Below are 26,849 nucleotides of genomic sequence, written 5' to 3' on the forward strand. Positions count from 1 at the left end.
ACTTTACGGGGTCACTTCAGATTTGAGCTTGGCTTTTGAGTCACATTGGCGTGTGGACTGCTGTCGTGTGAGCTGTTGTCGCGTGAAGTAAGGTAATCACAGGTAACCCAAAGTAATCACAGGTAACCCAAAGTAATAGGGGAACCAAGTGGCTTAGAGCAAGCCGCTTGGTCCGAATCTACTTACGATGCGCTTGTTAGCGTAACCTGATAACGATATTGATTGTCGGTGAGTTGAAACTCTTGGTGAACACTTGGACTCCAAGAATCATCACCACCAACACCCATATGTTGGTGATCTACGCGTACATAGATTTTCTCTTCACGAGTCAGGTCATTGGTATGCTTAGCATCCGTTAATTGTTGCTGGCTGTACTGACTCACACTGAATGAAAAATCGCCTTCGATCCCGATATTTCCTACATTCAAGTTTTTGGTTCCGTAACGTAACCCGCTATCGGTTGGGAATATATACGGCGTATGCATCTGATCCAGTGTCTGTTTGTGTAAACCGAATCGAGCAGCAGCCAAACGGTCTGGATAGTTTTCAAAAGGACCTAATCCCAGCCACGATACTGGAGTTTCATTGGCAGTTTCGAGTGGTAAAGGTAGCTCCATCTCAAGACCAATGCGTGGCATCGGTGGTAAGTGATCGGCTAAGTTGACATCAACCGCGATATTCATTTCGCCTAGGTTATTTAAGGTGTATTGCCATTTGGTAATCGCTTGGATTTGGCCATTAAATTGGTAGGCGAATACTGACGCCACTTGTACTGAGTCTGCGAGCGCTTGCACGACACAACTTGTACACTGACGCTCCCATTGACCAATGCCTGCAAGTTCCCAGCGACAAGCCCATGCATTTGGGTCGATGTTGTCTATCTCACTGATACCAATGTCGTTATCAAGTGGCGCGCGATAGAAGTTATCGACAGGTGCCTTGATAACTTGCGGTTGCCCATCAACGATCCAGTGGGTCAACAATCCACTCTCTGTATCCCATTGCCATTGATGTGTTTCATCTAGGCTAGACACGACCACTTTATTGTCTTGCTGATGTAACTGGGGAGCCAAAGCATTTGCCGTGATCGGGAGTTGCAAGCCAGCATGGTTACGTAAAGCAAATTGCTCCGTCGCACAAACATGGCCTTCTTCTGCCCACTTGGTTGAATGAGTCAGAGTAATATCGGTGTTGAGATGATATTCGGCTTGTGCTTTTGGTGTGAAAGCGAGGTCAATTACCAGCTCTTGTTTACTATCTTCAGCAACGGATAAGACTTGTTGCCCTGATTGAATCACGATGCCATTTTCGAGCAATTGCCAGCGTAAGATTTCATTGTCAGTCGCTCGGAACAGGTTTTCATTGGTTACCGTTAGGCGGCATTGATCTTCAGTTTGCTCTGCTAACGTCACATTGATCATTCTCTGGCAGTATTTCGCCTCTTCCAAGGTCGGGTGTACGCTGCGATCTGGGAAGATCAAACCGTTGATGCAGAACTGACGGTCGTTGATGACATCGCCAAAGTCTCCACCGTAGGCCCAGAAGTGTTCACCGTTTTCATCCCATTGGCTTAGTCCTTGGTCAACCCAATCCCAGATGAAACCGCCTTGTAGGCGAGGATATTCTCGGAATGCATCCCAGTAATCATTAAAGCTACCCAAACTGTTACCCATTGCGTGTGCGTATTCACAAAGAATAAGCGGGCGTTGCTCGTTAGGCAGAGAAACCCATTTCTTGATAGACCATTTTGGAACGGCATCGTCTTCGATAGTGCTGTTAACGCGTGCGTACATTGGCGCAATGATATCGGTCGCTGTGGTATTTGAACCACCGCCTTCATACTGTACCGGGCGAGAAGGATCGTACTGTTTCGACCAAGCATACATCGCATTGTGGCTGCTGCCGTGCCCTGACTCGTTGCCCAAAGACCAGATGATGATAGAAGGGTGGTTCTTATCACGCATGACCATTTGCGTATAGCGACTCATATAAGCGTGTGCCCATTGCGGATCCGCAGACAAGCGATTCATAGGCTGCATGCCATGGGTCTCGATGTTCGCTTCATCACACACATATAAACCGTATTCGTCACACAGCTCGTACCATCGTGGGTGGTTAGGGTAGTGAGCGGTGCGCACAGCATTGAAGTTGTACTGCTTCATTAGACAGATATCGCGGATCATGTCTTCTTCTGTCATCACATGCCCCAACTCTGGGTGATGCTCATGACGGTTGACGCCGCGAATCAATAGCGGTTTGCCGTTTAGCTTTAGCTGACCGTCTGTCATTTCGACTTTACGGAATCCAACTTGATAAGCTTCACTTTCTATGTGGTTACCTTGCCTATCAAGCAATGACACGACAATTCGGTAAAGGTTAGGAACTTCTGCGCTCCATTTCTTCGGATCTCGAACATGAAGAGTTTGGAATACCACATCATCGTAGGTGCCACGCTCGTCAATTCGTCGATTATGAGGGCGATCGATAAGCGGTTCAGTCACCGCGTTTTCACCGTCAAACAGTTGAACCTGAACTTGGTAAGTGTCTGGTGCCGTAATTTTGGTGACAATAGACAGTGAACCATCGCGATAGCATGCGTCTAAGTCCGGCGTAACGAACACATCTTCAATGCACTGCTTTGGTTTAGCTAGTAAGGTCACATCACGGAAAATACCGCTTAGCCACCACATATCTTGGTCTTCTAAATAGCTACCATCACACCAACGTATCACCATGACAGAAAGCGTATTGTCGCCAACAGTTAGATACTGAGTTAAGTCGAACTCGGCAGGTAAGCGGCTATCTTGGCTGTAACCAACCCAATTGCCATTACACCAAAGATGAAAAGCGGAATTGACGCCATCAAAGATAATACGTTGGGTGTTCTTTAGGTCATTTTTAGTCAACGTAATTTGAGTGCGGTAACAACCGGTTGGGTTTTCTGCCGGTACAAACGGTGGGTTCACTTCAAATGGGTATTTTACGTTGGCGTAGATAGGTTTATCGTAGCCTTGCATTTGCCAGTTCGATGGTACGGTAATCTCGTCCCATTGTGAGTCATTGAAACTTGTTTCGATAAATTCACCGTCAACTTGTTCAGGTGCATCAAAGTATTTGAACTTCCATTGTCCATTAAGAGATTTACGTTGTGACTCAATGCCGTCTCGAGCGTGCTTAAGGTTGCGGTAGCTTGATAATGGGCTGTGCGCATTAAGGCAGTGGATATTCACAGACTGTGGGTTTTCCCAATCGCGTCTTTGGATGATGTTTGAAAATGCCTTCATGGTATTCCTACTCTTAAAGTGTTCAATATTGGTAATAATTCTATTAAGTCATCGGTCTTTTAAGCCGTGATGACCGTTATCAAATCGTTGGTTATGCGTATTGTTCTGTTGGCTTATTCAGCTATTCAGCGAGCTGTTTTAATAAATAATCTTTTGCTTCGGGTATGCCCTGTTCGGCCGCTTGATTAACAATAAATGCAGCTTGTTTGATGTCATTGTTGTTTAGGGCTTGGTCAATGTCTTTTTGGATATTCAGCCATTGCGCCTTTTGATTGGTTTCAATTGTCTGATTTGATGGTTGAGAAACTTGCTTTGAACCTAAGGTTTCGGGTTCATTGTCGGATGAAACACCAAGCTCAGCCAATAGAGTCAAAACCGCACTGTTTGTTGATTTGCTCGCCGTAACATCAATGACACCTACGTTGCTCAACGTCGCAGTCAACGGCAGTTGCTTATTGCCAATAATCTGCTGAGATTCTGAATACAGATCTTCAGGATGAATTCGATTGATGGCGCTATCTAACTTAGTGCTATCGGCGCTGACCACAATAAATTGCGCGTTGTCTCGTTGAGGTTCGAGTGCAATTGATGCTTCAATTCTTTCTAACCCTTGCATCGCTGTCGGGTAGTAAGTGAAGTCGTTAGTACTGTATTGACCAAGCAGTCGCCATTGTTTGTCAAAGACATAAATAGACGGTGCGAATAGCGCATCATTTTTAATGTATGAACGAATGAGTAAGGACAGCGATTCTGTCGTGTCACTGATTTGGTACGCGATGGTCGGAAAGCGTTGGCTATCCGCTTGTGTATTGTCATTTAACAATGAAGAGGAAAGGGTCGGTAAATGACCGTCCATAATCACTTGTTGGTGGAATGGAACAGACAATTGCGTCATTGGCAGCGCACTTAGCTGAGAGCAGCATGCACTCTCATTGAAATCAGTATTAAGTTCCTTTTCAGGTATTCCGCTGCATGCGCTAACTGTGAGTGCCGCGACAATGATCACCAATGATTTTAATTTCATCTGATTGCTACCTTAGTAAAGGGGAAAACATCGGCTTTCCCCGTTAAATTGCTATTCCAGTGTTGAGCGTCAATTCGTTGATTGAACAGACGCTCGGGTGTGGTGGTTTACCACCAAGTCTCTACGTTGAAACCAAAGGTAATCTCGTCAACAGTCTCGGCATTGATGCTTGTTGCCGTTCCATAAGTCTCGTTACCACGATCCCATTCGTTGTTGGATTCAGAGTACGTCGCAAAAATACGAATAGATGGACGAGCCCATACCCCTTTTCCAGCTTGGAACATTTGAGCCACGGTCACTTTATACATATCGTTGGTGCCCGAGCCGTTTTGAGCTTCTACCGTTTCGTAACCCACCTCTAATGATGTCGACATGTAATCTGTCCAAGCATATTGAGGACGAGCTCCGACACTGAACCACTTCTCACCATCGTTGTTATCTAGGTTGTTATCTTGATAAGCGATGGAGTACATGACTTGAACATCTTCACTGATATTTAAGTCACCATGGTTAAATAGACGCCAGCTGTAGCCATCATGTTCGACGCCAGTGCTGTACTTTTTGTCTGAACCACCTTCAGCACTCATTAACCCGCCAGCTAAGGCATCAGTACCGTATTGGAAGGCCAAGGTGTTTGAACCGTAGTTCCAAGCTTGACGGTAAAGAGCAGAGAGCATTGCGCCAGAAGTAGTAATGTCTTTATCGTCGTAGCTCGAGTTTTGCGTGGTCACGTAGTTCAAACCAAGAGTAAGATCCGCTGTGTCACTCAATTCAATACCGCTTAAGCGAGCATCAATATTGTGAAGACTACGCCCATCGTCACTTGACGAGTTTGGCGCCATCCAGGCCAAATGTGCATCCGCAAACCCTAGATCCCAATCTTCAATACCTAAACCCGTACTGGATGTATCCCAGTACTTAACATCAATCATGTGGACTTCATGGCGACGATAAAAACGCTCTCCGGCCCATACTTTCGCGTTAGGTTGTCCATCGATCAGGCCATGACCTGCTGACCAAAGCTGAATCGTACTGACATCCCCCCAGCTATCACCACTACCTAGATAAATCGTGGTATCAAAATAAGCGTCATTGTCACGCCATACATCGGCTTTCACACCCGCTTCCCACCAGTTCAGTTCATTACCTAAACGGTAGTTACCGTAACCTTGACCAGCTCGAATAACGTCGTTGCGTTCTCCTTTGCCATCGTTATGTTGGTCATTATCGGTGTAGATGTTGCCCCATTTCGCATAACCAAAATACGTTACGTTTTCCACTGCAGCGAAGCTGATTAATGGGGTGAGGGCCAGAGTGAATCCTAATGCTTTAACTAGCATTTTTTGTTTCATGAAGTGTCTCCATTATTTTTTATTTATGGATATTTTTATGTTTGAGTCCTAACTCGAGCGAGAGTGTAAATAAATAATGGAAACGTTTTCATGATGAGGTTGGCATTTTTACGCTATTGATGGGTTTGTGATTATTTTGTGTGATTTTGATCTGGTTATTGGGCTTGTGGTGGCAGTTTTATAGAGGTTTCTGTGGGTTTTTAATGGAATCGTTTTCTATTTCAGGGGGGGAGGGGGTTGAACGTGCGCTAAAGTTGAAGTTTCTCGTTGTGTTCGGACATAGGTAACAGTGATGTGAGGCTAGAGCTAGCAAGGGATTAGGGTGATTTTTGAGGGGAAAAGCAGCCCAGTCAATGATAACTGGGCATGTGAGACAAGGAAGTAAGTATCAAATTCAATGTCGAAGCTAGGCTACAGGCATTGCGTTCTATACCGTCAAGCTGGAATGTAAAAGTTAGGACCCAGGGAGACACTTCATAGTTGTACTCTAAAGGTTAAGAATACGAGTGTGGTGTGGTGAGTTCAAGAGGAAATGTGTGTGAGCCAATTTTCAAATTGCAGATCCATCATAATGCAATGAATTTTAAGGGTTTAATTGTTATTAAACTCCTGTTTATTTTAACGTTATAGCGCTTTATATAATGTGGAATATCCCTATTCTTTGGGATTAGGAGCATATGCGTTGAGATGGTGTTTGGCATAAATCTTTGAGTTAAGGGGCATTATTTGAATCTATTAATCTCAAAATATTTAATGGAAACGTTTTCATGATTTTGGGTTTGATCACAGAAACTCTCAGCTCAATAATTATGATACGGGGTAATTAAACGCGTTAAGGTTAAATAAAATGACGAATAAATCCCTAGTAGAAATTACGGGTAAAGACTCGCAACTGATCGTTGAACTTGGTGATTTCGCCGAAATTCTGCATTGGGGAGTTCCAGTTCGTGGCGATCTAGCGAACTTTCGTGTTTCTCTTCAAAGGCCAGTTCCTTACGGTCGCCTTGATAATGATGTCGCTATGTCGCTGAGCCCTGAACTCGGGCGCGGTGTTTTCAGCAGTCCGGCATTAGAAGGGCACCGAGACGGATTGGACTGGGCGCCTGTTTTCTCTATTACGGATGTTCAACAAACACCATCTAGCCTAATCATTGAGAGTGAAGATATACGTGCAGGCTTACGTTTAACAACCGAGTTATGCCTCGATAAACATGATGTTGTGAAATCTCGTCACACCTTAACCAACGTTAAAGCCGGCCTTTATCAGGTGAACCGTCTCGCCAATACTTTGCCATTACCAGCAAGAGCTAATGAGTTGATGACGTACTACGGCCGCTGGGTACATGAGTTCCAAACGGTGCGTCAACCCTTACAGCAAGGGGGCTATCAGCAAGAAAATCGTCGCGGAAGAACGTCTCATGAACATTATCCAGCGATGGTTGTCGGTACCGCTAACTTTAATGAAATGGCAGGTGATGTGTGGGGGATTCACTTCGCTTGGAGTGGTAACCACAGACTGCGCGCGGATGTAAAAGCAGACGGTCGTCGCTACGTGCAAGCGGAAGTTATTTATCTACCGGGTGAGATTACATTGGATGAAGGTGAAAGCTTAACGACACCTTGGTTATATGCCAGTTTCAGTTCGGAAGGCTTAAATGGAATGAGCCATCAGTTCCACTCCCATGTGCGTTGTTCCATCTTGCCGGAGTCTTTCGCACAAAAGCCTCGACCTATCCATCTTAATACTTGGGAAGGCATCTATTTTGACCATGATCCTGATTATATTATGTCGATGGCTAGCCAAGCCGCGGATATGGGAGTAGAGCGTTTTATCATTGACGATGGCTGGTTCAAAGGGCGCTGCGGAGACAAGGCTGCGCTAGGGGATTGGTTCTTAGATGAAGAAAAATACCCAAATGGTTTAGCTCCGATAGTTGAGCACGTTAATCAGTTGGGTATGGAGTTTGGATTGTGGTTCGAACCTGAGATGATCAATAAGGATTCTGACTTATACCGAGCCCATCCAGACTGGTTGCTTGCGGTTGACGGCTATGACCAACCAACGGGTCGTAATCAATATGTTATCGATCTTCAGAATCAACAAGCATTCGACTTTTTGTTTGAGCGTCTTGACCACTTCTTAAGTCAGTACAACATTGCTTACATTAAGTGGGATATGAACCGAGAAGTTGTACAACCTGCGCATCTAGGCAGGGCTGCGGCTCATCAACAAACCGCTCGTTATTATGAGTTGGTCGATAAAGTCCGAGAGAAGCACCCAATGGTTGATATTGAATCGTGTGCGGCTGGTGGTGGTCGTATCGATTTTGAGGTTCTTAAGCGTACGCAACGTTTTTGGGCGTCTGATAACAATGACGCGCTGGAAAGACAAACGATTCAGCGTGGGATGAGTTACTTCTTCCCCCCTGAGGTAATGGGAAGCCATATTGGTGCGAGCCACTGCCACAGCACTCGTCGTCGTCATAGTATTGAGTTTCGTGGTCTAACAGCACTGTTTGGTCATATGGGGATTGAATTAGATCCTGTGAAAGAAGTGCAAGAAGAGAAGCAGGGCTTTGAACACTACATCAAGCTACATAAGATGCTGCGCCCGTTACTGCATAGCGGGAGAACTTGGCGAGTTCCAACGGACGATAGTGCCCATCAAATCCATGCGGTCGTCTCCGAAGATGTGTCAGAAGCTGTGGTGATGATTGCACAGCTTGCGATGCCAACCAATTCATTGAGTGGTCATTTGCGTATACCTGGGCTAGATCCACAAAGTTTATACAAGGTATCTGTGATTGATAAACCGTCAAATTACGATGATATTGTGAATTATCAACCGCCATGGACAGAGTCTTGCTGTGAATTATCAGGTGCTTGGTGTGCCGAGGTGGGGCTGACGATGCCAATACTTGACGCAGAAACAGCGATGCTGATTAAGTTTGAACGTATCGAGTAAGTTTTAGCATAGGCTTTATATTTGATGAACCGCGTAGGTGAAATTACGCGGTTTTTTATTGCCTTTAATAAGCCGTCATGAACTATCAAATCAATTTGATGTGCCCGTATAGATTGGAGAACTGTAGGTATTCCCAGCGTGATACTGTACTTATGTAATCGTTCTCATGCGTTACTTCACACAATGAACTGTTTTGAGCACTTTAATTAGCGATATTCTCTATCAATTCGAGGGTTTTATTGTTCGATCTCTCACTTTGGACATTTGACTGAAAACGTTTCCATGGAGTGGTTGTTGATCACAGTATCTGTTCGTTGGAATGGTTACATTAGCATCGGACTTGATACTTGAGTGTTTTAAGAAGCGACCACAGAGTGGCTCTAAAACAGAACTTGAGTGGATAAATTATTATAAATAAAAGGTAAGCGTTTCAACGTCTGTTAGGAGATGAAGTTACGCGCCTGAAGGAAATACTATGTCTGATCAAATTACTCTACAAACCAAATTATCGTATGGACTTGGGGCTTTAGGTAAAGACTTTGCCTGTGCTCCAATCTACATCTTCTTAATGTTTTACTTCACCGATGTTGCTGGGCTGTCAGCGGCATTTGTGGGTACTATCTTTTTGGCCGCGCGCATTGTCGACGCGGTGACCGACCCAATGATGGGCGTTATCGTTGATAACACACGCTCTAAGTTTGGTAAATTCCGTCCTTGGATAGTGATTGGAACCATGTTAAATGCTGTAGTGCTTGTTGGTCTTTTTAGTACGCATATGTTTGAAGGCACTACGTTATACATTTATGCAGCGGCTGCTTATATTCTGTGGGGCCTTACGTACACTATTATGGACATTCCATATTGGTCTTTGATTCCTGCACTATCGAGCTCTCGTCAAGAACGTGAAAAGCTGGTTGTTTGGCCACGATTATTTGCTAGCTTGGCGTGGTTTATTACGGGTACTTACGGGCTACATATTGTCGGTAAACTGGGTGACGGCGACCAAGGACAAGGTTTCTTCAACGTTGCTATGTTGATTGCTGTGCTGTTCGTGATGAGTGCATTCTTGATTGCTCGCAACGTAAAAGAAAAATCGGCACCAGCAAATGCGAAACCAGCTGAGCGTTTCAGCTTTAAAGATGTAATGGTTATCATTGGTAAGAATGACCAACTAAAAGCACTTATTGGTACCGTATTGTCGTTCCAAATAGCAAACTTGTTGGTGGGTGGTTTTGCGATTTACTACTTCTCTTACGCTTTAGGCAACGCTGACTTGTTCCCCGTTTATATGATGGTGGCAGGTATCGCTGAAGTTGCAGGCGTATTCTTGTTCCCTCGTATTGCATCAGTGTTACCACGCAAACACCTATGGGTTATCGCTTGTGGCTTCCCAGTGCTGTCTTGTACCACTCTACTTATCATGGGCTTTATCGCTCCAGGTAACGCGATTCTAATCGGTATCGCAGGTGCTGCTATCAAGTTTGGTGTGGGTATCGCTAACGCACTGCAAACTGTAATGCTTGCCGATGTTGTTGATTACGGTGAACACAAAACGGGTCGTCGCAGTGAGAGTGTTATCTTCTCTGTTCAAACGATGCTTGTTAAGTTTGCAGGCGCGGCTGGTGGTTTTATTGTTGGTATGGGCTTGTCTGTGGTGGGTTATGTACCAAACGTGGAACAGTCTGACAGCACTATCATGGGACTGCAGTTTATGATGGTAGGTTTACCAGCGATTCTAATGACGGTAAGTGCTCTTGTTTATAAGCGCTACTACCACCTGCATGAAGGATTTGATCAAGACCAAGCCGGTAAAGAGACTCAGACAAATGTTGTTACAGCAGAAGCATAACCGCTAAACGACGTCTAATCTAGAATAAAGCTCAGTTTAGTCACTAAGCCCAAACGCCTCCTTGTGAGGCGTTTTTTTATGGATGTGAGTTAATCAAAGCTGTGCCTGTAGGGCTTTTGTTTCGACTAAAACGCAAAAAGCCGCATCGAATGATGCGGCTTCTTTAAATTTGGCTCCCCTTGCAAGACTTGAACTTGCGACATACGGATTAACAGTCCGCCGTTCTACCAACTGAACTAAAGGGGAATTGCTTGTTAGCGACGCGAATTCTAATAATTGTCCGGATTTCTGTCAATAAAAAATATCAGAAAAAAGTAAGATAAAAAACTTTACTTTCTTGAACGCCTTATAGGATTTAGCTTTGCTTTAGTTATCCACCAAAATTGTGGATAAGTGTGTGTGTGAAACTTTAACAACAATAATCGGGATAAATCGAAAAATGTAAAAACCTTATCTAACGTAATGTATTTAAAAGATTTATAGCAAAATGTCGCAATTGTATAACTTTTGTAGATTATAAAATGAACAGTAAAACAAGCGGTATTTTTAGGTTTTTTGGGGAAAAGTAGTGGATTAAAATTCGAGTAATTTAGCTGGGGAAACTTTGCAGGGCACGAATAATACCAAGTTCTAAAAATAAAAGCTATAACTGATCTCTGATCTTAAGATGCATTTCTCTAGATAATTGTTGCAACGACACTCCTCCTAGAGTGACAATGACCTGATTAAAAAAACAGTATGGAAATGGCGACCTATGAGTAAACTCTTTGACTTGGTATCGGACTACAGCCCGTCCGGTGATCAGCCGACAGCGATAACCAAATTATTAGACGGATTAGATTCTGGTTTGGCACATCAAACTCTACTAGGGGTAACGGGCTCAGGTAAAACCTTTACCCTTGCCAACGTCATTTCCCAATCTCAAAGACCTGCGATTCTGTTAGCGCCTAACAAGACATTGGCGGCTCAACTTTACGGTGAGATGAAATCTTTCTTTCCAAACAATGCCGTTGAGTATTTCGTTTCTTACTACGATTACTACCAACCTGAAGCCTACGTTCCAACCACGGACACGTTCATCGAGAAAGATGCGTCTGTGAACGCTCATATCGAACAAATGAGGCTTTCGGCAACCAAAGCCTTATTAGAACGAAAAGACGCCATCATTGTGGCTTCTGTGTCGGCTATCTACGGTCTGGGTGATCCTAAGTCTTATTTGAAGATGATGCTTCATTTGAGTCGTGGCGAGGTGATGGATCAGCGAGACATCCTGCGTCGATTGGCTGAGCTGCAATATTCAAGAAACGATGTCGCCTTTGAACGTGGTCAGTTCCGTGTTCGTGGTGAGGTGATTGATATCTTTCCGGCTGAATCTGACCAAGATGCGGTTCGAATTGAGATGTTCGATGACGAAGTGGACTGCATTAGTATTTTTGATCCTCTGACTGGTGCGGTGAAACAAAGAGACTTGCCGCGCTTTACGGTTTATCCAAAAACTCACTATGTAACGCCAAGAGAAAAAATCCTTGAGGCGATTGAGAACATCAAGGACGAACTGCGCGATCGTGCTCAATACTTAAAAGACAACAATAAGCTTTTGGAAGAGCAGCGTATCTCTCAAAGAACTCAGTTTGATATTGAGATGATGACTGAGCTTGGCTTCTGTTCCGGTATCGAAAACTATTCACGATACTTGAGCGGCCGTGCGGAAGGGGAAGCGCCGCCAACGTTATTTGACTACCTGCCTGATGATGGTTTGCTGATCATAGATGAGTCACACGTGACGGTGCCGCAAATTGGTGCGATGTATAAAGGTGACCGTTCTCGTAAAGAAACCTTGGTCGAGTTTGGTTTTAGACTGCCTTCTGCATTGGATAACCGTCCAATGAAGTTTGAAGAATTTGAGTCTATAGCCCCACAAACGATTTTTGTGTCGGCAACACCAGGTAATTACGAGATTGAAAAATCAGATGGCGAGATTGCTGATCAAGTGGTACGTCCTACTGGTCTGTTAGACCCAATCATCGAAGTAAGACCTGTCGCGACGCAGGTGGATGACTTGCTGTCTGAAATCAGAATCCGTTCAGTGAAAGAAGAGCGTGTTTTGGTTACCACGTTGACCAAGAGAATGGCAGAAGACTTAACCGAATACCTAAGTGAGCACGGCGTTAAAGTGCGTTACTTGCACTCGGATATCGATACCGTTGAGCGTGTAGAGATCATCCGAGACCTACGTTTGGGCGAGTTCGATGTGTTAGTGGGCATTAACTTACTTCGTGAAGGTTTGGATATGCCTGAAGTGTCGCTGGTGGCGATTCTTGATGCAGATAAAGAGGGCTTCTTGCGTTCTGAGCGTTCTCTGATTCAAACCATTGGTCGTGCTGCGCGTAACTTGGAAGGTAGAGCGATCCTTTATGGTGATTCGATTACTAAGTCGATGAGAAAAGCGATTGATGAAACCGATCGTCGTCGCGAGAAACAGCAAGCCTACAACGAAGAGCAAGGTATCACGCCGCAAGCGTTGAAACGCAATATTAAAGACATTATGGAACTGGGTGATCTAACCAAGTCGAAGCAGCAGCGCCAATCGAAGCAAGTTCCTTTATCTAAGGTGGCTGAGCCTTCTGAAAGTTATGCCGTACTTACGCCGCAACAGCTTGATAAAGAGATCAGTAAGCTAGAATCTGCGATGTATCAGCATGCTCAGAATCTGGAATTTGAATTGGCCGCACAGAAGCGTGATGAAATTGATCAGTTAAGAAAGCAGTTTATTACCAACAGCTAATCTCACTTTTCGCTCGAGAATTGATCCCCCTCAACACAAGAATTGAGAGTGTTTCAGACAAAAAAACAGCCAGTAGTAAATGTTCTACTGGCTTACGTTTGTGAACAATCGGTCCACTAACAACGTCAGTTGGCTAGGTGACCCGAAGGTCATTTATACCGTTGCATCGTTCGTGCCAGATAGATAAAACATTGATTGTTTGAAGCAAGTAAAAAAACACACTACAAATACTGTGGCTAATTTGCATAATGCAAAGCGGAATGCGACTATAATAAGAAATGCAAATTATAAATGGCTAGGATATGCAATCAAAAACGCTAGATAACAAATCGAAGTATTTGTTGATGGTAGAGGATACCGCTTCGGTAGCAGCTTTATATCGCTCGTATCTTACACCGCTCGAAATTGATATCAACATTGTCGGCACTGGCCGCGATGCAATCGAGAGTTTGAATCATCGAATCCCAGACCTTATTTTATTAGATCTACGTCTGCCTGATATGACGGGTATGGACGTACTATTTGCTGTAAAACAAAAATACCCTGAAGTTCCAGTTATCTTCATGACGGCTCACGGCTCTATCGATACCGCTGTAGAAGCGATGCGTCATGGCTCTCAAGATTTCCTTATCAAACCGTGTGAAGCCGACCGACTCCGTATTACGGTGAATAATGCGATCCGCAAAGCCACCAAACTTAAAAATAGCTCGGAACACCCGGGAAACCAGAACTACCAAGGTTTTATCGGCAGCAGCCAAACCATGCAGCAGGTTTACCGAACTATCGATTCTGCTGCATCGAGTAAGGCGAGCATTTTCATTACTGGTGAAAGTGGTACCGGTAAAGAGGTATGTGCAGAAGCCATTCATGCGGCGAGTAAGCGTGGCGATAAGCCGTTCATCGCGATTAACTGTGCCGCTATCCCTAAAGACCTGATTGAAAGTGAGCTGTTTGGCCATGTTAAAGGTGCCTTTACCGGTGCTGCGACCGATCGCCAAGGTGCTGCTGAGCTTGCTGATGGTGGAACACTGTTCCTTGATGAACTGTGCGAAATGGACTTAGAGCTGCAAACCAAGCTGCTGCGCTTTATCCAAACCGGTACTTTCCAAAAAGTCGGCTCTTCGAAGATGAAGAGTGTCGACGTTCGTTTTGTGTGTGCGACCAACCGTGACCCTTGGAAAGAAGTACAAGAAGGTCGCTTTAGAGAAGATTTATACTATCGTTTATACGTGATTCCATTGCACTTGCCGCCATTGCGTGAGCGTGGTGAAGATGTCATCGAGATCGCGTATTCTCTGCTAGGCTATATGTCGGTCGAGGAGGGGAAGGCGTTTGTACGTTTTGCTCAGGAAGTACTTGATCGCTTTAATCAATATGAGTGGCCGGGTAACGTTCGTCAGCTACAAAACGTGTTGCGGAACGTGGTGGTTTTGAATAACGGCAAAGAGATTACTCTCAACATGCTTCCACCACCGTTGAACCAACCGATTGAAAACAGTCTGCGATTGAAAGAGAAGCAGAATGAAGACATCACGGTAAAAGATATTTTCCCATTGTGGATCACTGAGAAAACGGCTATCGAGCAGGCCATTAAAGCGTGTGATGGCAACATCCCTCGTGCGGCAGGTTTCTTAGATGTCAGTCCATCGACGATATACCGTAAGTTGCAAACGTGGAATGCGAAGCAGTAATCAACAAACAATAAGAAAATAATAATGACGAAAGTATTAAATCAGCAAAAAGTTGATGAGCTTGCCGGCGAAATAGGCCAAGAGAATGTCCCGGTTTTACTGGAAATCTTTTTAGGTGAGTTGAAAGGCTACTACGAACACCTAGAGATAAATAAAGAGTCGGATACCTCTAAGTACTTGGCTGATATCAGTCATGCGCTTAAGAGCAGCGCAGCAAGCTTTGGTGCGGATTCTTTGTGTAGTTTTGCGATTAGCTTAGACGCAAAAGTGAAGCAAGCGTTGCCTGTAACCGAGATTGATTTTCAAGATATGCAAGACCTCCTGTTATCGACGTACACTGAATATCAGCAGTTGATGACGGACCTTTAAAACAGCGAGTTATTACTGAGATTAAAAAAGGAGCAGCATGCTCCTTTTTTGTTGTTTGTCGCTTGAACCTATGGCTACGCCAACTGGGCTTCAATGGCTTGTTGAAGCTTCACACGGTCGTGTCGCCAATCTCGGTTTGCCGATGCAAGATCTGTGGTCACACAATTCCATTGCACTTCTAGTTCCGGGTGAGGTTCATTGCCTAACACGATGTCTATTTTCCTTGCCTTACAGGTACGTTCACACCACTCCAATTGCTCTTGAAGCGTCATTTTCCCTGCGGGACCGTGCTCTGGTGAAAGGTTTTCAACGAAGATAACTTTTGCCTTGGTGTTCTCAGAGATTGCTTTGCCAATCTCTGGAAGGAGAAGAGGGGGCATCACACTAGTTAAAAAGCTTCCAGGGCCAAGGACAATGCAGTCTGCTTGCTCAACGGCAGCAACGGCTTCTTTGGTTGCTGGCACTTCTGGAGACAAGTCCATCATGCGCAGCTTTTCCGTCATGTCATCAACGTTGGTTTCGCCGGTAACCCAGCGGCCGTCCATTGATAGAGCCGTGAGGTCTGAAGGATGCTCAGTCATCGGCACGATATTGACATCGACCTTGAGCATATTTCGAATCAGGTTAATTGCTTCCAATGGGCGAACGGAAAGGTTGTCTAACGCCGTCAGCATTAGGTTACCCAAGTTATGACCGTCTAGCTCACCTTGACCACGAAAGCGGTATTCGAACATCATCGAACTGATTGAAGGCTCTGTGATTAATTGGTTGATACAGTTGCGTGTATCTCCCCATGCGATGCCACCTTGGCAATCTCTAATACGTCCGGTGGAACCGCCGTTATCTGTCGTTGCAACAATGCCAGTTGCGTTGTTACCAAAGTCTTTTAATGCAGCTAACATGCGACCTAAGCCATGGCCACCGCCGATTGCTACGACTTTCTTTGAAGAGTAAATATTCATTTATTGTTCTTGTTAGGTTATTACCAACTATAATTTAGGTTAAATGCTTCTCGCTATATACTCAACAAGAGTTATTTTGAGCGTTTGATACGTTTTTTTTGCCGATGTGACCCGTTTTTTACCATCAGAGCTAGATTCACGTACAAATATTAAGTATTTTATTACTCAGCTACTGCGCGTGTGAATATAACGCTCAGTTGCCATAACTCCGAGCTCTCGCATGCTAAGTCGCACAGTGGTATTTGCTGTACCGATACGCATCAAGAGCCAGTGACATGTTGTCACAAGGGCTTAATTGGAAATGATTATGCCTCCCGTGTTTGGAAAGGTGTTCCGTGGCGCAACAATTCGAAGATAGATTCCATCGCAAGTTTTATTACTTGCGCTTGTCGGTTACAGACGTCTGTAACTTTAAATGTACTTACTGCTTGCCAGATGGTTACAAACCGTCAGGGCAAAAAAACTCGTCTTTTTTAAGTGTTCCCGAGATCAAACGCGTTGTTAAAGCGTTTGCAGATTGTGGTACCTCAAAGATCCGCATTACAGGCGGAGAGCCGAGTCTGCGTAAAGACTTTCCTGAAATCATACATACCGTTGCTTCTACTCCAGGCATCGAAAAAGTAGCCACCACAACGAATGGCTACCGCATGGAGAAACAAGTAGGGCAATGGCGTGATGCTGGTTTAACCCATATAAACGTGAGCGTGGATAGTTTAGATTCGCGCATGTTCCATCAGATCACTGGTGAGAATAAGTTTACTGAGGTTATGCGAGGCATTGATAAAGCGTTTGAGGTTGGCTTTGAACAAGTCAAAGTCAACGTCGTATTAATGAAAGACCTCAATAGTCAGGAATTACCAGCCTTCCTTAATTGGATCAAAGACAAACCTATTCAATTACGTTTTATCGAGCTGATGAAAACCGGCGAGATGGACGAGTTGTTCGATAAACATCATGTGTCTGGCGTTGCGATTCGCAACCAGCTTATTGCTAATGGTTGGCTGTTAAAAGTCAAAGCCGTTAACGATGGCCCGGCGCAAGTGTTTGTCCACCCAGACTACAAGGGTGAAATCGGTTTGATCATGCCTTACGAGAAAGACTTTTGTGAGAGTTGTAACCGACTGCGCGTTTCTGCGACCGGTAAACTTCACTTATGTCTGTTTGGCGACCATGGTGTTGAACTGAGAGATCTGATTCAAGAAGATCAACAAGAGCAAGAACTCATTGATCGAATTCAGGCTCAGCTTCAAACCAAGTCCGTTAGCCACTTCTTACACGATGGCAACAGCGGCATGACTCCAAACTTGGCGTCAATCGGCGGTTAACCCGCTACACACTCTAAAGCATTTTATCGCTCAGCTTCTTCAGGCTGGGCGAATCAGTCTAATGAAAAATTTATATAGGTGAACAAATGGGTCACGCAGAAAGCAAATTCCAAGCAGCAAACATCGCAGTACTAACGGTTTCAGATACTCGTACAGAAGAAAACGACACTTCAGGCGGTTACCTAGCAGAGCATGCTAAAGAAGCGGGTCACAACGTGGTTGATAAGCAAATCGTTATTGATGACATGTACAAGATCCGTGCGATCGTATCTAAATGGATCGCTGATGAAAGCGTACAAGCTATCATGATCACGGGTGGTACTGGTTTCACTTCTCGCGACAGCACGCCTGAAGCGCTTAAGCCACTGTTCGACAAAGAAGTAGAAGGCTTTGGTGAGCTATTCCGTCAAGTATCTTACGAAGAGATCGGTACTTCGACAATTCAATCTCGTGCGATCGCGGGTTTTGCTAACCACACGGTTATCTTTGCGATGCCAGGTTCTACAGGCGCTTGCCGCACCGGTTGGACTAAGATCATCAAGCAACAGCTGGATGCTAGCCACCGTCCTTGTAACTTCATGCCACACCTTTCTGTATAAGGCGGTTTGAGTATGAGCCAATTTACACACATTAACGCGTCTGGCGAAGCAAACATGGTCGATGTATCGGCTAAAGCGGAAACAGTACGTGAAGCGAGAGCGGAAGCCTTCGTTCAAATGTCGGCAGAAACGCTAGAGCTGATTGTCTCTGGTAGCCACCATAAAGGTGATGTTTTCGCAACGGCACGTATTGCGGGTATTCAAGCGGCGAAGAAGACGTGGGATCTGATTCCTCTGTGTCACCCTCTGCTATTAACTAAAGTAGAAGTGCAGCTTGAAGCTATCGAGTCTGAAAACAAGGTTCGCATCGAATCTGTTTGTAAGCTTGCGGGTAAGACGGGCGTAGAGATGGAAGCGCTAACGGCTGCTTCTGTGGCTGCGTTAACGATTTACGATATGTGTAAAGCTGTTCAGAAAGACATTGTTATCGAAAACGTGCGCCTGTTAGAGAAGACGGGTGGTAAATCTGGTCACTTCAAGGTGGAATCATGATTACAGTACTTTTCTTTGCTCAAACTCGTGAACTTGTTGGTGTGGACAGCGTTGAAGTTGATGCACAGTTCAAAACGATTGAAGCGATTCGCAGCCACCTTGTAGAACAAGAAGGCAAATGGGATATCGCTTTGGAAGAGGGCAAGCTTCTGGCTGCACTTAACCAATCTATCGTGCCTTTGACAGCTGAAGTGAAAGACGGCGACGAAGTGGCTTTCTTCCCACCAGTGACTGGAGGCTAAGCATGGATCCAAGAGTATTAGTGACAGCTGAGGACTTCTCGGTAGGCGACGAATACGACTACTTGGCTCAAGGTACAGCTGCCGGAGCGATTGTGACGTTCGTTGGTAAAGTTCGCGACATGAACCTTGGCGACAATGTGATTGGTTTGTCTCTGGAGCACTATCCGGGTATGACAGAAAAATCACTGAGCGAGATCTGTGACCAAGCTGAGGCTCGCTGGCCTATTCAGAAGATGCGTGTTATCCACCGTGTAGGTGACTTAGATATCGGCGACCAGATTGTTTACGTTGGTGTATCCAGTGCACACCGTGGTGCTGCATTTGAAGCCTGTGAATTCGTTATGGACTTCCTGAAAACCAAGGCTCCCTTTTGGAAAAAGGAACGCACGACCGAAACGACGCGTTGGGTTGATTCTCGTGATTCAGACACGAAAGCAGCGGAACGCTGGGAGAAGTAATTTCTCTTAAAGTGATGTTGCTTCAGCATTTACTCATTTGTATATGAGACAGTCAAAAACCGACCACTTAGGTCGGTTTTTTTGTACCTGCTATAAATCTATTTATAGATAATCATTGATTTGATAAATGATAATTCATTGTGGTTGCATATAAATTCAGCGCGTAATTTTGTCTTAATTGGTGCATTGGATAACCCGGTTTGGTGCAGAGCATTATGCTGTCTTGTATAAAGTGATTATCCTCACAAATAGTGTAGACGGTTTAGGTGATATGTGATGTGCAATTAGATTTCATGTGGCATTAATGTTAATTTACGCTCAGTGTTCTAGCATAAGATGCTAAAAAAAAGCATCAACACAGACACATCAACACTAAAGGCTGTTTTTTAATTAATCCCTCTATGCAAGTCACTACTGATTTGGGATTTTTTAGATATTTACACTGATACCTTAAGTATTTCGGAGAATTATCCGATTTTTTGCGACTTGTTTGTGGCAAATTACTTCAATGGTTGATAGTGTGTGCCTCAATCTTTGTAAGGTTTTAGATTTTTATGCTTAAATTTTGAGCTAAATAAATCTAAATCACTGCCGTTCAGTGAACCAAGCAAAGAAGTCATGGATGCAATACATAAAACTTGGAGTTTATTAAATGTACAAGAATAAAATCACTCAGGCCCTTCTTCTAGGTGCTGGTTTGGCAGTGGCTGCCTCTTCTACTCTTTCTATCGCTGCTGAAGTTCCAGCAGGCACAGAACTGGCAAAAGTTCAGGAACTTGTTCGCGGTAATGGTACTGAAGTAGCAACACTCGACCCTCACAAATCTCAAGGTGTACCAGAATCTCACGTAATTCGTGACCTTCTAGAAGGTTTAGTGAACCAAGATGGCGACGGCAATACTATCCCAGGAGTAGCTGAAAGCTGGGAAACGACAGACAACAAAACATTCACTTTCCACCTACGTAAAGACGCAAAATGGTCTAACGGCGATCCTGTAACGGCAAATGACTTCGTTTACAGCTTCCAACGTGCGGTTGATCCTTTAACTGCTTCTCCATACGCTTGGTACATGGAATATACCAAGATGGCGAATGCGAAAGACATCGTTGCGGGTAAGAAAGACAAGAGTGAACTAGGCGTTAAAGCTTTAGATGACTACACGTTAGAAGTGACTTTAGATACAGCTGTCCCATATTTCGTAATGATGATGGGTCACACAACAGTGAAGCCAGTACATAAAGCAACTGTTGAAAAATTCGGTGACCAGTGGACTAAGCCTGAAAACTTTGTTGGTAATGGTGCATTTGTTCCAAATCAATGGGTAGTTAACGAGCGTCTTGAACTAGTACGCAACGAAAATTATTGGGATAACGAACATACAGTTCTTAACAAAGTAACATTCTTACCAATCGAAAACCAAGTAGCGGAAATGAACCGCTTCCTCTCTGGCGAACTAGATTTCACATACGAAGTTCCTAACGAGCACTTCCGTCGCTTACAGAAAGAATACCCAGAAGATGTAAACATTAAGGGTAACCTGTGTACTTATTACTACCAATTTAATGCACAGAAAGCACCTTTCGACGACGTACGTGTTCGTAAAGCAATGTCTTATGCGATGGATCGTGACATCGTGACGAAAGCGATTCTTGGTCAAGGTCAAAAACCAGCTTACTTCTTGACTCCTGAAATTACTGCTGGTTTTGACCCGGTAACTCCAGAGTATGGTCAACTTTCTCAAAAAGAGCGTATTGCTGAAGCGAAGCGTCTTCTTGAAGAAGCGGGCTACACGAAGAGCAACCCACTTGAATTTAACCTGCTTTACAACACGTCTGAAAACCACAAGAAGCTTGCTGTAGCAATCGCATCAATGTGGAAGAAAGAGCTTGGTATTAACGCGAAACTCGAAAACCAAGAGTGGAAATCATATCTAGACAGTAAAGATACTGGTAACTTTGACGTTGCTCGTGCAGGTTGGTGTGGTGACTACAATGAAGCATCTTCATTCCTAACATTGATGGTTAGTCAAAATACAACTGCTGGTCAGCACTATAAGAGCGCAGACTATGACAAGATTATCGATAAAGCACTAAGCTCTACTTCAGAAGAAGAGCGTACTAAGCTATACATCGAAGCAGAAAAATTGCTAGCTAAAGACATGCCAATTGCTCCAGTCTACCAGTACGTTACAACACGTCTTGTATCACCTCTGCTAGGTGGTTACCCAGAAGGTAACGCCGAAGATAAGATCTATTCAAAAGATCTTTATATCAAAGCAAAATAACCTCCTATAAAAATAAAATATAACTAACTTAGACCTGTGTGCGAGAAATCGCACGCAGTGTCAATTTAATTTTTAATTGTCACAGACTGAAAAGAGTGAGTTTATGCTTAAATTCATTATGAAAAGGATATTCGAAGCGATTCCAACCATGTTGGTGTTGATCACTATATCTTTCTTTCTCATGCGTTTTGCACCGGGTAACCCGTTTTCGAGCGAACGCCCATTACCGCCAGAAGTTATGGCTAACATCGAAGCTAAATACGGCTTAGATAAACCTGTATTTGAACAGTACACCACGTACTTGACTAACATCGTTCAAGGTGACTTTGGTCCATCATTCAAATATCAAGATTACACCGTAAATGAGCTGATCGCAGTCGCACTTCCAGTATCTGCGAAGGTAGGTTTTATTGCCTTTATCTTTACCCTGATTATGGGAGTATCGGTCGGAACGATTGCCGCCTTGAAGCACAACACCTGGATTGACTACACCATAATGTCGACCGCTATGCTCGGGGTAGTAATGCCATCCTTCGTGTTGGCTCCAGCGCTTATTTACCTGTTCTCTCTGCACTGGAACATATTCCCAGCAGGTGGTTGGCACGGCGGTACTTATATGTACATCGTCCTGCCAGTTATCGCGATGTCTCTTCTTTACGTAGCCACATTTGCTCGTATTACTCGCGGTAGCATGATTGAAACGCTAAACAGTAACTTTATCCGAACTGCTCGTGCAAAAGGCCTAAGTTACCGTTACATCGTTCTAAAACATGCACTGAAGCCAGCACTGCTGCCTGTCGTTTCTTATATGGGACCTGCGTTTGTAGGTATCATTACAGGTTCTGTTGTTGTTGAAACCATCTTCGGCCTACCAGGTATCGGCAAGCTGTTTGTTAACGCCGCGTTTAACCGTGACTACTCGCTAGTAATGGGTGTAACCATCTTGATTGGTTTCCTATTCATCTTGTTCAACGCAATCGTTGATATTTTGCTAGCGCTAATTGACCCGAAAATTCGCTACTAACAGGGACGCATGGTTATGTTGAAGAAAAAAGAAAATTTAGAAGCGATCGAAAAGTTCTCTGAGAGCTTAGAGATTGAAGGTCGCAGTTTGTGGCAGGATGCCCGCATTCGTTTTATGCGAAACAAAGCGGCAATGGTAAGCCTGTTTATTCTTACGCTTATGGTACTGGCGGTTATCTTCTTACCGATGCTTGCTCAGTACACTTATGATGATACTGACTGGTACGCAATGCATGCAGCGCCAAGCGCGGACCACTGGTTTGGTACTGATAGCTTAGGCCGTGATTTGTACGTTCGTACTCTTATCGGTGGTCGTATCTCATTGATGGTTGGTGTGATGGGCGCATTCGTAGCGGTACTGATTGGTACGCTTTACGGTGCAGCTTCAGGTTTCATCGGCGGTCGTACTGACCGAGTGATGATGCGTATCCTAGAGATCTTGTACGCAGTGCCATTCATGTTCCTAGTAATCGTACTGGTAACGTTCTTTGGTCGTAACATCGTCCTAATCTTCGTTGCTATTGGTGCGATTGCTTGGCTAGATATGGCGCGTATTGTACGTGGTCAAACGTTGAGCCTACGTAGTAAAGAGTTCATTGAAGCTGCACACGTATGTGGTGTAAGCAAATGGAAGATCATTACACGTCACATCGTACCGAACGTACTGGGTATCGTAGCGGTTTACTCTACGTTGCTTATTCCAAGCATGATCCTTACAGAATCATTCTTATCTTTCCTTGGTCTTGGTGTTCAAGAGCCTATGACAAGCTGGGGCGCATTGCTTCAAGAAGGTTCGCAAACAATGGAAGTTGCAATCTGGCAATTGACATTCCCTGCGGCATTCATGGTAGTTACGCTGTTCTGCTTTAACTACGTAGGTGATGGTCTGCGCGACGCGCTTGATCCAAAAGACAGATAACGAAATAGCAATTAAAAGCTATAAAAGATTAAGGAAGCAATAATGAGCTTATTAGATGTCAAAGATCTGCGCGTCGAATTTACCACGCAAGATGGTATCGTAACCGCAGTAAACGACTTGAACTTCTCACTTAACCAAGGCGAAACGCTGGGTATTGTTGGTGAGTCGGGTTCAGGTAAATCACAAACGGTATTTGCACTGATGGGGCTGCTGGCTAAAAACGGCATCATCTCAGGCAGTGCAAAGTTTGAAGGCAATGAAATCCTCAACCTGCCTGAAAAAGCGCTGAACAAGGTTCGTGCTGAACAGATCGCAATGATCTTCCAAGATCCAATGACGTCACTGAACCCTTACATGAAAGTAAGTGATCAGTTGATGGAAGTACTTATGCTGCACAAAGGCATGGGTAAAGCAGAGGCGTTTGAAGAATCAGTACGCATGCTTGAAGCGGTTAAAATCCCTGAAGCACGTAAGCGTATCACCATGTACCCACACGAATTTTCTGGCGGTATGCGTCAGCGTGTGATGATCGCAATGGCACTGCTGTGTCGTCCTAAATTACTTATCGCTGATGAACCAACAACGGCACTGGATGTAACCATTCAAGCGCAAATCATGGAATTGCTGAACGAACTTAAAGATGAGTTCAATACGGCAATCATCATGATCACCCATGACTTGGGTGTTGTTGCTGGCTCATGTGACAAAGTACTTGTGATGTACGCGGGTCGTACAATGGAGTACGGCACGGTTGATGAAATCTTCTACGAGCCAAGCCACCCATATGCGGAAGGCCTGCTTAAAGCGATTCCTCGTTTGGATACCGAAGGTGAAATTCTACCGACGATTCCAGGTAACCCACCTAACTTACTTCGCCTACCAACAGGTTGTCCTTACCAAGACCGTTGTCACCGTGTAATGGACCGTTGTAAGCAAGAAGCACCGATTTTGCAGCCATTTGCTAAAGACCGTCAGCGTGCTTGTTTTTCAGACTGGGAGACTTGGACAAAATGAGTAAAGAATTACTATTAGATATTAAAGACCTGAAAGTTCACTTTAGCATTGCAGCTAAGTCTGCTTGGCCTTGGGCAAAACCATCAAACCTTAAAGCGGTTGATGGGGTTGATGTTCACCTTTACGAAGGCGAAACACTAGGCGTAGTGGGTGAGTCTGGTTGTGGTAAATCAACTTTTGCCCGTGCGATTATCGGCTTGGTTGAAGCGACTGAAGGTCAAGTTATGTGGTTAGGTCAAGACCTAACTAAGATGCAGGAAGTGAAGCGTCGTGAGACTCGTAAAGAGATTCAGATGATCTTCCAAGACCCGCTAGCGTCGCTTAACCCACGTATGTCAGTAGGCGATATCATTGCTGAGCCTCTAGAGACTTTCTTCCCTGAACTTTCTAAACAAGAAGTGAAGGACAGAGTTAAAGAGATGATGGCAAAGGTTGGTCTACTACCAAACGTAATCAACCGTTACCCACATGAATTCTCTGGTGGTCAGTGTCAGCGTATTGGTATTGCACGTGCACTTATCTTGAAACCTAAGATGATCATTTGTGACGAACCTGTTTCGGCACTTGACGTATCTATCCAAGCTCAAGTTGTTAACCTTTTGAAAGAACTGCAAAAAGAGCTAGGTCTTTCGCTGGTATTTATCGCGCACGATTTGTCGGTTGTTAAACACATCTCTGATCGCGTATTGGTGATGTACCTAGGTAATGCGGTAGAACTTGGCGAATCAGATGCATTGTTCTCTGATCCTAAGCACCCATACACCAAAGCGTTGATGTCTGCAGTTCCAATTCCAGACCCACGCTTAGAGCGCAGCAAAACCATTCAGATGTTGGAAGGTGATCTCCCATCGCCAATCAATCCGCCATCAGGTTGTGTGTTCCGTACTCGTTGTCCACAAGCGACAGAAGCGTGTGCGCAAACTAAGCCAACGATTCAAGGCGATGATGTGCACGCAGTATCTTGCTTGCACGTACAAGTCTAGGGCCAATTTAAAACGGTTCAGCCTGTGACAGGCTTAAGCGCGACTAGTTTTTAGAGTCGCGCTTTTTTTGTACTGCAGACCTAGTTCCTATATTTTGCTCAACAGCTTCATCAAATAATTCGAACAACTAAGCCAACTTCTTCTAGTTTTGAAAAAGTTGGCTTTTTTTATACTAGAGAAAAGTTAGCATCACAGAGGTTTGGATATGGGCAAATTAGTTGAAGGTGTTTGGCACGATGTGTGGTACGACACCAAAGAAAGCGGTGGTAAGTTTGTTCGTGAAGATGCGGGCTTTCGTCACTGGATAGAGAACAAACCGGGCGCGCAGTTTGAGCCGGAAAGCGGCCGTTATCACTTATACGTATCGTTAGCTTGCCCTTGGGCGCACCGAACCCTTATCTTCCGCGAGCTGAAAGACCTAACCGATCACATTGACGTGACGGTTGTTTGCCCAGACATGATGAGTGAAGGTTGGCAAATGGGGTTACCTGAACCTCTATTTGGCCATACCCGCATGCACCAAATCTACACCCAAGGCAAACCGGACTATTCAGGTCGAGTCACGGTTCCTGTTTTATGGGATAAGAAAACCAACACCATTGTGAGTAACGAGTCGTCTGAAATCATTCGCATGTTTAACTCAGAGTTTAATGAGCTAACGGGTAACACCGATGATTACTACCCGTGGGAGTTGTCCAAGAAGATTGATGAGTGGAATGATTATATCTACCCAAACATCAACAACGGCGTATACCGAACCGGCTTTGCGACAACACAAGAAGCCTACGAAGAAGCGTATGACGCCTTGTTTGAAGCCTTAGACAAAGTAGACGCTCACCTTAGCGAACATCGCTATTTAGCGGGTAACGAGATTACAGAAGCGGATTGGCGCTTGTTCACTACTCTGGTTCGATTTGACGCGGTTTATGTTGGGCACTTTAAGTGTAATAAGCAGCGAATTGCTGACTACCCACATATTCAAGGTTACTTAAAAGAGTTGTACCAAATAAAGGGTATTAAAGAGACGACCGATTTCTATCATATCAAGCGTCACTACTACTACAGCCACACTGGTATCAATCCGACTCAAGTTGTACCCAAAGGACCAGAGCTAGACTTAGAATCACCACATGGTCGAGGCTAGGCTTACCAAGTAGTTCCTTTACTCCAGACATAAAAAAACCCTAGATAAACATCTAGGGTTTTTGCTTGTGCGCCGAGCATGGCGT

At 44.5% G+C, this 26,849-nt stretch carries 20 protein-coding genes, 1 tRNA gene and 1 riboswitch; of the genes, 16 read left to right on the forward strand and 5 right to left on the reverse strand.

Annotated elements, in window-relative coordinates:
* Positions 1 to 182 precede the first annotated feature (182 nt).
* The 3 genes from AB4375_RS12205 to AB4375_RS12215 form a co-directional block, all read right to left on the reverse strand.
* Positions 183 to 3,284, reverse strand: a complete 3,102-nt coding sequence (locus tag AB4375_RS12205) for a beta-galactosidase (RefSeq protein ID WP_372051676.1) — start codon at positions 3,282 to 3,284, stop codon at positions 183 to 185.
* A 121-nt stretch (positions 3,285 to 3,405) separates the two neighbouring features.
* On the reverse strand, positions 3,406 to 4,308 hold the full coding sequence (locus AB4375_RS12210) for a MalM family protein (RefSeq protein WP_372051678.1): 903 nt from the start codon (positions 4,306 to 4,308) through the stop codon (positions 3,406 to 3,408).
* Positions 4,309 to 4,415: 107 nt separating this feature from the next.
* Positions 4,416 to 5,660 carry a carbohydrate porin gene (locus AB4375_RS12215; RefSeq protein ID WP_372051679.1) on the reverse strand — a complete coding sequence of 415 codons (1,245 nt, stop codon included), beginning with the start codon at positions 5,658 to 5,660 and terminating at the stop codon, positions 4,416 to 4,418.
* Between the two features lie 847 nt (positions 5,661 to 6,507).
* On the opposite strand from AB4375_RS12215, the gene AB4375_RS12220 reads away from it, so the two are divergent.
* Both AB4375_RS12220 and melB read left to right on the forward strand, forming a co-directional pair.
* Positions 6,508 to 8,625: an alpha-galactosidase gene (locus tag AB4375_RS12220; RefSeq protein WP_372051681.1), complete on the forward strand. Its 2,118-nt coding sequence runs from the start codon at positions 6,508 to 6,510 to the stop codon at positions 8,623 to 8,625.
* 475 nt (positions 8,626 to 9,100) lie between these two features.
* Positions 9,101 to 10,474: a melibiose:sodium transporter MelB gene (gene melB, locus AB4375_RS12225; RefSeq protein ID WP_372051683.1), complete on the forward strand. Its 1,374-nt coding sequence runs from the start codon at positions 9,101 to 9,103 to the stop codon at positions 10,472 to 10,474.
* A 170-nt stretch (positions 10,475 to 10,644) separates the two neighbouring features.
* Here the strand turns inward: melB and AB4375_RS12230 are convergent.
* Positions 10,645 to 10,720 (reverse strand) — tRNA-Asn (locus AB4375_RS12230).
* Between the two features lie 508 nt (positions 10,721 to 11,228).
* Between AB4375_RS12230 and uvrB the strand changes: the two genes are divergently transcribed.
* From uvrB to luxU, 3 genes are all read left to right on the forward strand, one after another.
* A complete protein-coding gene (gene uvrB, locus AB4375_RS12235; protein ID WP_372051684.1) occupies positions 11,229 to 13,259 on the forward strand; it encodes an excinuclease ABC subunit UvrB in 2,031 nt (676 codons plus the stop codon).
* A gap of 302 nt (positions 13,260 to 13,561) precedes the next feature.
* Positions 13,562 to 14,950: a quorum-sensing sigma-54 dependent transcriptional regulator LuxO gene (luxO, locus tag AB4375_RS12240; RefSeq protein ID WP_004734031.1), complete on the forward strand. Its 1,389-nt coding sequence runs from the start codon at positions 13,562 to 13,564 to the stop codon at positions 14,948 to 14,950.
* A gap of 24 nt (positions 14,951 to 14,974) precedes the next feature.
* Positions 14,975 to 15,319, forward strand: coding sequence for a quorum-sensing phosphorelay protein LuxU (luxU, locus tag AB4375_RS12245; protein WP_017062179.1), 345 nt, complete (start codon positions 14,975 to 14,977; stop codon positions 15,317 to 15,319).
* 74 nt (positions 15,320 to 15,393) lie between these two features.
* On the opposite strand, the gene AB4375_RS12250 is transcribed toward luxU, so the two are convergent.
* Entirely contained in the window at positions 15,394 to 16,281 is an 888-nt protein-coding gene (locus tag AB4375_RS12250; RefSeq protein ID WP_017062178.1) for a YvcK family protein, read from the reverse strand.
* A 194-nt stretch (positions 16,282 to 16,475) separates the two neighbouring features.
* Positions 16,476 to 16,628, forward strand: a riboswitch (molybdenum cofactor riboswitch).
* Here AB4375_RS12250 and moaA point away from each other — a divergent pair.
* From moaA to AB4375_RS12305, 11 genes are all read left to right on the forward strand, one after another.
* Complete coding sequence (gene moaA, locus AB4375_RS12255; RefSeq protein WP_009848642.1) at positions 16,617 to 17,606, forward strand: GTP 3',8-cyclase MoaA; 990 nt, start codon at positions 16,617 to 16,619, stop codon at positions 17,604 to 17,606. (Overlaps the previous riboswitch by 12 nt.)
* Before the next feature lie 86 nt (positions 17,607 to 17,692).
* Positions 17,693 to 18,205: a molybdenum cofactor biosynthesis protein B gene (gene moaB, locus AB4375_RS12260; RefSeq protein ID WP_372051686.1), complete on the forward strand. Its 513-nt coding sequence runs from the start codon at positions 17,693 to 17,695 to the stop codon at positions 18,203 to 18,205.
* A gap of 12 nt (positions 18,206 to 18,217) precedes the next feature.
* The gene (moaC, locus tag AB4375_RS12265) at positions 18,218 to 18,697 is read left to right on the forward strand and encodes a cyclic pyranopterin monophosphate synthase MoaC (protein WP_004734026.1); all 480 of its coding nucleotides are present in this window, start codon (positions 18,218 to 18,220) and stop codon (positions 18,695 to 18,697) included.
* Positions 18,694 to 18,939: a molybdopterin synthase sulfur carrier subunit gene (moaD, locus tag AB4375_RS12270; protein WP_017062177.1), complete on the forward strand. Its 246-nt coding sequence runs from the start codon at positions 18,694 to 18,696 to the stop codon at positions 18,937 to 18,939. Before moaC ends, moaD begins: the two co-directional genes overlap by 4 nt.
* Positions 18,940 to 18,941: 2 nt before the next feature.
* On the forward strand, positions 18,942 to 19,397 hold the full coding sequence (gene moaE, locus AB4375_RS12275; protein WP_017062176.1) for a molybdopterin synthase catalytic subunit MoaE: 456 nt from the start codon (positions 18,942 to 18,944) through the stop codon (positions 19,395 to 19,397).
* Between the two features lie 652 nt (positions 19,398 to 20,049).
* Positions 20,050 to 21,681: an ABC transporter substrate-binding protein gene (locus tag AB4375_RS12280; RefSeq protein WP_017069191.1), complete on the forward strand. Its 1,632-nt coding sequence runs from the start codon at positions 20,050 to 20,052 to the stop codon at positions 21,679 to 21,681.
* Between the two features lie 103 nt (positions 21,682 to 21,784).
* Entirely contained in the window at positions 21,785 to 22,705 is a 921-nt protein-coding gene (gene oppB / locus AB4375_RS12285; RefSeq protein WP_017067676.1) for an oligopeptide ABC transporter permease OppB, read from the forward strand.
* A 15-nt stretch (positions 22,706 to 22,720) separates the two neighbouring features.
* On the forward strand, positions 22,721 to 23,623 hold the full coding sequence (oppC, locus tag AB4375_RS12290) for an oligopeptide ABC transporter permease OppC (RefSeq protein WP_017067675.1): 903 nt from the start codon (positions 22,721 to 22,723) through the stop codon (positions 23,621 to 23,623).
* A gap of 42 nt (positions 23,624 to 23,665) precedes the next feature.
* A complete protein-coding gene (locus AB4375_RS12295) occupies positions 23,666 to 24,637 on the forward strand; it encodes an ABC transporter ATP-binding protein (RefSeq protein ID WP_012603544.1) in 972 nt (323 codons plus the stop codon).
* Positions 24,634 to 25,620: a murein tripeptide/oligopeptide ABC transporter ATP binding protein OppF gene (gene oppF, locus AB4375_RS12300; protein WP_017062172.1), complete on the forward strand. Its 987-nt coding sequence runs from the start codon at positions 24,634 to 24,636 to the stop codon at positions 25,618 to 25,620. The genes AB4375_RS12295 and oppF overlap by 4 nt, the downstream gene beginning before the upstream one ends.
* Before the next feature lie 205 nt (positions 25,621 to 25,825).
* Complete coding sequence (locus AB4375_RS12305; RefSeq protein ID WP_372051687.1) at positions 25,826 to 26,764, forward strand: glutathione S-transferase family protein; 939 nt, start codon at positions 25,826 to 25,828, stop codon at positions 26,762 to 26,764.
* Positions 26,765 to 26,849: the final 85 nt, after the last annotated feature.

Source organism: Vibrio sp. 10N.261.51.C6 (assembly GCF_041471785.1).
Lineage (GTDB): Bacteria > Pseudomonadota > Gammaproteobacteria > Enterobacterales > Vibrionaceae > Vibrio > Vibrio crassostreae_C.